8 protein-coding genes are annotated in these 7,368 nt (G+C 36.9%); all 8 read left to right on the plus strand.

Translation table 11 applies throughout. The features are described 5' to 3' along the window. The first annotated feature begins 19 nt into the window (after positions 1-19). The 8 genes from bfmBAA to BPMYX0001_RS18050 all read left to right on the plus strand — a co-directional run bounded on the left by bfmBAA (position 20) and on the right by BPMYX0001_RS18050 (position 7,347). Positions 20-1,021: a 3-methyl-2-oxobutanoate dehydrogenase subunit alpha gene (gene bfmBAA / locus BPMYX0001_RS18015; RefSeq protein WP_033799098.1), complete on the plus strand. Its 1,002-nt coding sequence runs from the start codon at positions 20-22 to the stop codon at positions 1,019-1,021. 13 nt (positions 1,022-1,034) lie between these two features. Beyond that, on the plus strand, positions 1,035-2,018 hold the full coding sequence (bfmBAB, locus tag BPMYX0001_RS18020; RefSeq protein ID WP_003200187.1) for a 3-methyl-2-oxobutanoate dehydrogenase subunit beta: 984 nt from the start codon (positions 1,035-1,037) through the stop codon (positions 2,016-2,018). Positions 2,019-2,033: 15 nt separating this feature from the next. Further along, positions 2,034-3,350, plus strand: coding sequence for a dihydrolipoamide acetyltransferase family protein (locus tag BPMYX0001_RS18025; protein ID WP_006095956.1), 1,317 nt, complete (start codon positions 2,034-2,036; stop codon positions 3,348-3,350). 345 nt (positions 3,351-3,695) lie between these two features. Continuing rightward, entirely contained in the window at positions 3,696-4,874 is a 1,179-nt protein-coding gene (locus tag BPMYX0001_RS18030) for an FtsW/RodA/SpoVE family cell cycle protein (protein ID WP_018780792.1), read from the plus strand. Between the two features lie 119 nt (positions 4,875-4,993). Next, entirely contained in the window at positions 4,994-5,698 is a 705-nt protein-coding gene (locus BPMYX0001_RS18035; protein ID WP_018766141.1) for a DUF421 domain-containing protein, read from the plus strand. A gap of 79 nt (positions 5,699-5,777) precedes the next feature. Continuing rightward, on the plus strand, positions 5,778-6,251 hold the full coding sequence (locus BPMYX0001_RS18040) for an NUDIX hydrolase (protein WP_018766140.1): 474 nt from the start codon (positions 5,778-5,780) through the stop codon (positions 6,249-6,251). Positions 6,252-6,371: 120 nt separating this feature from the next. Beyond that, complete coding sequence (locus tag BPMYX0001_RS18045) at positions 6,372-6,779, plus strand: YjdF family protein (protein ID WP_006095958.1); 408 nt, start codon at positions 6,372-6,374, stop codon at positions 6,777-6,779. A gap of 154 nt (positions 6,780-6,933) precedes the next feature. After that, positions 6,934-7,347: a BrxA/BrxB family bacilliredoxin gene (locus tag BPMYX0001_RS18050; RefSeq protein WP_006095959.1), complete on the plus strand. Its 414-nt coding sequence runs from the start codon at positions 6,934-6,936 to the stop codon at positions 7,345-7,347. Positions 7,348-7,368: the final 21 nt, after the last annotated feature.

Below are 7,368 nucleotides of genomic sequence, written 5' to 3' on the forward strand. Positions count from 1 at the left end.
GATTTAGGAGGTTATGAAAATGGCAGAAGTAAAAGAAAAGCGCCATGAAGAGCTTGGCTTAAGTGATGAGCAAGTAGTAGAAATGTATCGTACGATGTTGCTTGCACGTAAAATTGACGAACGTATGTGGCTGTTAAACCGTGCAGGGAAAATTCCATTCGTAATTTCTTGTCAAGGACAGGAAGCTGCACAAGTAGGCGCAGCATTTGCACTTGATCGTGAAAAAGATTATGCATTACCATACTACCGTGATATGGGTGTAGTACTAGCGTTTGGTATGACAGCAAAAGAGCTTATGTTGTCTGGCTTTGCAAAAGCAGGAGATCCAAACTCTGGTGGCCGTCAAATGCCTGGTCACTTCGGTCAGAAGAAAAACCGTATTGTGACAGGTTCATCACCAGTTACAACACAAGTGCCTCATGCAGTAGGCATTGCACTAGCAGGGAAGATGGAAAAGAAAGATTTAGTAACGTTTGTTACCTTCGGTGAAGGCTCTTCTAACCAAGGTGACTTCCACGAAGGTGCTAACTTTGCTGGCGTACACAAATTGCCTGTTATTTTCATGTGTGAGAATAACAAATATGCAATTTCTATCCCTGTTGAAAAGCAATTAGCATGTAAAAATGTATCAGATCGTGCAATTGGTTACGGTATGCCAGGATACACAGTGGACGGAAATGACCCACTTGCAGTATATAAAGCTGTAAAAGAAGCAGCGGATTGTGGCCGCCGCGGCGAAGGTCCAACTTTAATTGAAACAGTATCATATCGTTTAACAGCACACTCTAGTGATGACGATGATCGTGTATATCGTGATAAAGAAGAAGTAGAAGAAGCGAAGAAAAAAGATTCCATCTTTACATTTGCTGCTTACTTAAAAGAGGTTGGCGTGTTAACAGAGGAATCTGAAAAACAAATGTTAGATGAAATTATGCATATCGTAAACGAAGCAACAGAATATGCAGAAAATGCTCCGTATGCAGCACCTGAAGATGCATTGAAGCACGTATACGCAGAATAGGGGGGAACGTTTCATGGCTGTAATGTCTTATATTGACGCGATTACATTAGCAATGCGCGAGGAAATGGAACGCGATGAGAAAGTATTTGTATTAGGAGAAGACGTTGGTAAAAAAGGTGGCGTATTTAAAGCGACAAATGGATTATATGATCAATTTGGTGAAGATCGTGCGCTTGATACACCGCTTGCAGAATCTGCAATTGCAGGGGTAGCAATCGGGGCAGCGATGTACGGAATGCGTCCAATTGCTGAAATGCAATTCGCTGATTTTATTATGCCAGCAGTAAACCAAATTGTTTCTGAGGCAGCAAAAATTCGTTACCGTTCTAATAATGACTGGACTTGTCCGATCACTGTGCGTGCACCATTTGGTGGCGGCGTTCACGGTGCATTGTATCACTCGCAGTCTGTAGAAGCAATGTTTGCAAACCAACCAGGTTTAAAAATTGTTATTCCTTCTACACCATATGATGCAAAAGGATTATTAAAAGCGGCAATTCGTGATGAAGATCCAGTACTATTCTTTGAACATAAACGTGCATATCGTTTAATTAAAGGCGAAGTACCAGAAGATGATTATGTATTACCAATCGGAAAAGCAGATGTAAAACGTGAAGGTGATGATATTACTGTCATCACATATGGATTATGTGTTCACTTTGCTCTTCAAGCTGCTGAAAAATTAGCGAAAGATGGCATTTCTGCTCACATTCTTGATTTACGTACTGTATATCCATTAGATAAAGAAGCGATTATTGAAGCAGCTTCTAAAACAGGTAAAGTTCTTCTTGTAACGGAAGATAACAAAGAAGGAAGCATTATAAGTGAAGTAGCAGCAATTATTGCAGAAAATTGCTTATTTGACCTTGATGCACCAATTGCACGTCTTGCAGGTCCAGACGTTCCAGCAATGCCATATGCACCAACAATGGAAAAATTCTTTATGGTAAATCCAGATAAAGTTGAAAAAGCAATGCGTGAACTTGCGGAATTTTAATCGGGGGGACTATACATGGCTGTAGAAAATATCACAATGCCTCAGCTTGGGGAAAGTGTAACGGAAGGTACAATTAGTAAATGGCTCGTAAATGTTGGCGATCACGTAAATAAATATGATCCGCTTGCAGAAGTAATGACAGATAAAGTAAACGCAGAAGTACCATCTTCTTTCACAGGAATTGTGAAGGAGTTAGTCGCTGCTGAAGGTGATACACTTGCTGTAGGTGAAGTCGTTTGTGTGATCCAAGTAGAGGGCGCGGATGAGGTAGCTGCGACAGCTGTAGAAGAGAAAACAAAAGAGGAACCAAAAACAGAAGTGGCTTCAACTGAAAAAGCACCAAAAGTGAAGCAACCAACTGATGGCAAACCTCGTTTCTCACCAGCTGTATTAAAACTTGCAGGTGAGCATAATATTGATTTAGATGCAGTAGAAGGTACGGGTGCAAATGGTCGTATTACACGTAAAGATATTCTGAAGCTTGTGGAATCTGGAAACATTCCGGTAGTTGGTGCGAAGAAAGAAGCAGCACCTGTATCTATGCAGGCATCACAAGAAGCACCAAAAGTGACTGCACCATCAGCTCCAAAAACAGAAGCGGCAAAACCTGTATCTGTACCGACAGTACCTGGCGATATTGAGATTCCGGTAACAGGTGTACGTAAAGCAATTGCTGCGAACATGCTGCGTAGTAAGCACGAAGCACCTCACGCTTGGATGATGATTGAAGTAGATGTAACAAATCTTGTATCATACCGTAATTCAATTAAAGGCGAATTTAAAAAGCGTGAAGGCTTCAACTTAACATTCTTTGCATTTTTCGTTAAAGCAGTTGCACAAGCATTGAAAGAATACCCACAAATTAACTCAATGTGGGCTGGTGACAAGATTGTTCAAAAGAAAGATATTAACCTTTCTATCGCTGTTGCAACAGAAGATGAATTATTTGTACCAGTTATTAAACAAGCAGATGAGAAAACAATTAAAGGTATTGCTCGTGAAATTACTGAACTTGCAGGAAAAGTTCGTACAAAATCATTGAAAGCAGACGAAATGCAAGGCGGTACATTTACAATTAATAACACAGGATCATTTGGTTCTGTTCAATCTATGGGTATTATTAACCATCCACAAGCTGCTATTTTACAAGTAGAATCTATTGTAAAGCGTCCAGTTATTATGGATAATGGTATGTTCGGTGCACGCGACATGGTTAACCTATGTTTATCCCTTGATCATCGTGTACTGGATGGCTTAATTTGTGGTAAATTCTTAGGACGTGTAAAAGAAATTCTTGAAAATGTATCAGAGAATAATACGTCTGTATATTAATAAAAAGCTCGCGTCTGCGAGCTTTTTACTTTAGAAAAAATATATTTCTTCACTTTTTATCCCACAATAAAAAATGCCTTCCATTAATGTGACAATGAATAATAATGTATTATGAATTTACGAAAATACATTGCTGATATCCAGTATATAGATATACAATAAGAAAAGAATATTTTTTTGGAAAATCTTACTGATGAAACTGTAGTATAATGTATTGTATTGTTTAAAAAAGAAAGTTATTCTATATAAGTATTTTATAGATTAATGTGCAATCAGTCGTCAAAATATAAAGAATGTTGACTCCTGGTTTTTTATTTTGCCTTAACAATGTTTCAGGAGGATGTCATGAAGAGAAGTACCGAATTTCTAAAAAGTTTAGATGTAAAATTAATTTTAATTTTGTGTATATTATGCGTCACGAGTATAGCTGCCATATATAGCAGTCAACAAACAGGACAATATGGAAATTCAAATTTTGCAATGAAACAAGGGATTAACTATGTAATCGGTATTGTTTTATTACTACTTGTTGCAAGTATTGATTTAGATCAACTGCAAAAATTAGCGTGGCCATTTTATATTGTTGGGTTTGCTTCGATTATTATACTTAAGATTTCACCATTTAAAGCTTTAACCCCTGAAATATTAGGGGCAAAAAGATGGTTTAAAGTCCCAGTTCTTGGGGCGATCCAGCCATCAGAGTTTTTCAAAATTGCGTTGCTTATTTTAGTTGCTAGTTTAGCAGTCAAGCATAATGAAAAATATATGGTACGGACTTTTCAAACGGACTTAAGATTAATAGGTAAAATTATTTTAGTATCGATTCCACCTGCTCTACTTGTATATAGTCAGCCTGATACAGGGATGGTTTTCCTATATGCTGCAGGGATTGCATGTATTTTGTTTATGTCAGGTATTCAAAAGAAATTAATTGCAATATGTACAGTTATTCCACTGACCATATTGTCCACGTTAGTATTTATATTTTTGAAATACCCAGATATTTTTTTCAACAAATTGGTTACTTTACTAAAGCCGCATCAACAGTCACGAATTTTGGGTTGGTTGGATCCATTTGAGCACGTGGATCAAGGTTATCAAACACAACAATCGATTTTAGCGGTTGGTAGTGGGGGAATGGATGGAAAAGGATTTGGATATGGAAGTGTATATATTCCTGAAAAGCATACCGATTTCATTTTTGCTACAATTGCTGAAGAAGGTGGATTTTTAATTGCAGCTTTTGTTGTATTTATGTTCCTGCTTCTTTTATATCGAACAATTATAATTGGGTATTCAGCAGATAATTTGTTCGGTACATTATTATGTGCTGGAGTAATTGGTGTTTTAACATTACAAATTTTCCAAAACGTTGGTATGATTGTTGGATTAATGCCGGTAAAAGGAATTGCGCTTCCGTTTTTATCATATGGAGGAAGTTCCTTATTCTCGAATATGATGATGATGGGGCTCGTCTTATCGGTACGGAAAACATACAAAAAGTATATGTTTTCAGTTAGTTAATTTTTATGTGAAAAGGCTGATTCGTTTTCATGCGAATCGGTCTTTTTTGTATAGATGATCTTAATCATCACAAACTAAAGGGAGTGTGAAAGTTTGTGATGATTAAGGAGTGCAAATTCATGCATATGCATATTTTTGAGGGAGCACATCATCTTTCTCATATAGAATGGATGATTCGAGCTATAATAGCATATATCTTTCTAATTATTGTTGCCAAAGCAATGGGACAACGCTCCATTGCACAACTCCGCTTCTTAGATGTGGTATTAGTTTTATTGTTAGGTGGAAATATTTCCAATGCACTATCCGATGAAAAAGTGGGTTTAACAGGCTCGATGATTACAACTTTTATGCTCGTTGTTCTTCATATCATAAGTTCGATTTTAATGTTGAAATGGGATCGGTGGAGACGTTTTTTAGAACCAGCTCCGGTTATTCTCATACATAATGGTTCAATCGATTTTAGCAATTTGAAAAAAGCAAGAATTACGGTAGAGTATTTATTTTCTGAACTACGCTTACAAAATATTAGTGATATTAAAACAATAAAATTAGCATTATGGGAAGCAAGTGGTGTTGTTTCGGTATTTCAGTATCCAGAATATGAAACGGTATCTCGGCTGGATATGAAAGTAGCTGGTAAAAAATCACCTATTTCATTTATTCTTGTAAAAGACGGGAAAATTCAAAAGGATGTGCTTACTTTATTGGGGAAAACGGAAACATGGGCAAAGGAGGAATTATCAAAAAAAGTATCAATTGAATTGATTCAATTAGCAACGATAGATGAAATGGAAAAAATAAATATTTTGTTAAAAAAATGAAATGAATACGCATTTTACCATCTTATGCATATGATACAATAGTGTGGACAACGAAATAAAAAAAGAAGGGTTTGTTTCGATGGGATATGTAGAGGAGTTACGAAAAGTAGTTGGTCATCGCCCTTTAATTTTAGTTGGTGCTGTTGTTCTCGTATTAAATGAAGGTGGACATGTTTTATTACAACAACGAACAGAACCGTATGGAAAATGGGGATTGCTTGGTGGTTTAATGGAGCTTGGAGAATCCACAGAAGAGACAGCTTGCCGTGAAGTATATGAAGAAGCAGGAATTTATGTGAAAAATTTAAAACTCATTAATGTGTTCTCTGGAGCTAATTACTTTATAAAATTAGCGAATGGTGATGAATTTCAATCTGTAACGACTGCTTATTATACAAATGAATATGAAGGTTTGCTAGCTGTCAATAAAGAGGAAGCGGTTCAGCTTAAATTCTTTCCCGTTACAGAATTGCCTGAGTATATTGTAGGATCACATAAAAAAATGATTGAAGCATATGAGAAGATAGAAAAAGAAAGTAGAAATAATATATAATAGCTATAGAAATACAAAAACACAGTTCTGGTTGGTAGTCCAGACGCATACTAGTATGTCAGTAACCTTCCCCTCCGGGATGTCCAGTATTTCTAATTTTTTTCTAAGGAGGGGCTGTCGATGAAATTGACAGTATATCATGATGGTCAGTTTTTTGTAGGAATGATTGAGGATACACATAAAGGGATTTTGTATGCAGCGAGGTATATTTTTGGTGCTGAGCCATCAGACGAAGAGATACTTGTATTTGTAAATAATACGTTGCTAACGTATTTTAATCACTTTGCCAAATGCGGTGTTAAAGTGGAAGAGAAAAAGCGTCCGAAAAGTATAAAACGTATCATAAGAGAAGCTGCAAAAGAAATGCATACAAAAAGCTTTACGAAGGCACAAGAGGCAATTAGTTTATCTTATGAATTGCATAAGCAAGAAAAGCGAGTGCAATCTAAGGAACAGCGTGAAGCAGAAAAGCAGAAAAAACGCCTTATCAAAGTGCAAAAAGCAAAACAAAAGCATCGCGGACATTAAGAAAAAACGTCTTAGGACACTTGTTCTAGGACGTTTTTTCTATACGCATAAGAAGAATACAAGTAAGTTTACTTGTATTTCTAAAACGGTAACTGGTAAGATACAGAGAGAGAGATCTAGAGGAGGGAAAACATTGATTAACTTTAACTTTTTTATGAATGATGTTGTCCGTCAAGCGCGTGAAGAAATTGTTTCCGCTGGATATACAGAATTAACAACACCATCCGCAGTTGATGAGGCATTTCAGCAAACAGGTACGACACTTGTAATGGTAAACTCAGTATGCGGTTGTGCAGGTGGTATTGCTCGCCCTGCTGCTGCGCATTCCGTACATTATGATAAACGTCCAGATCACCTTGTAACAGTATTTGCGGGGCAGGACAAAGAGGCAACAGCACGTGCACGTGAATATTTTGAAGGATATCCACCATCTTCTCCGTCTTTCGCATTATTAAAAGATGGAAAGATTGTAACGATGGTTGAACGCCATGAAATCGAAGGCCATGAGCCAATGCAAGTCATTGCAAAATTACAATCGTACTTTGAAGAGAATTGTAAAGAGGTTTAATAGAAAATAAAAAAACGGTAC

Origin of the sequence: Bacillus pseudomycoides DSM 12442 (assembly GCF_000161455.1) — a bacterium.
Taxonomy (GTDB): Bacteria; Bacillota; Bacilli; order Bacillales; family Bacillaceae_G; genus Bacillus_A; species Bacillus_A pseudomycoides.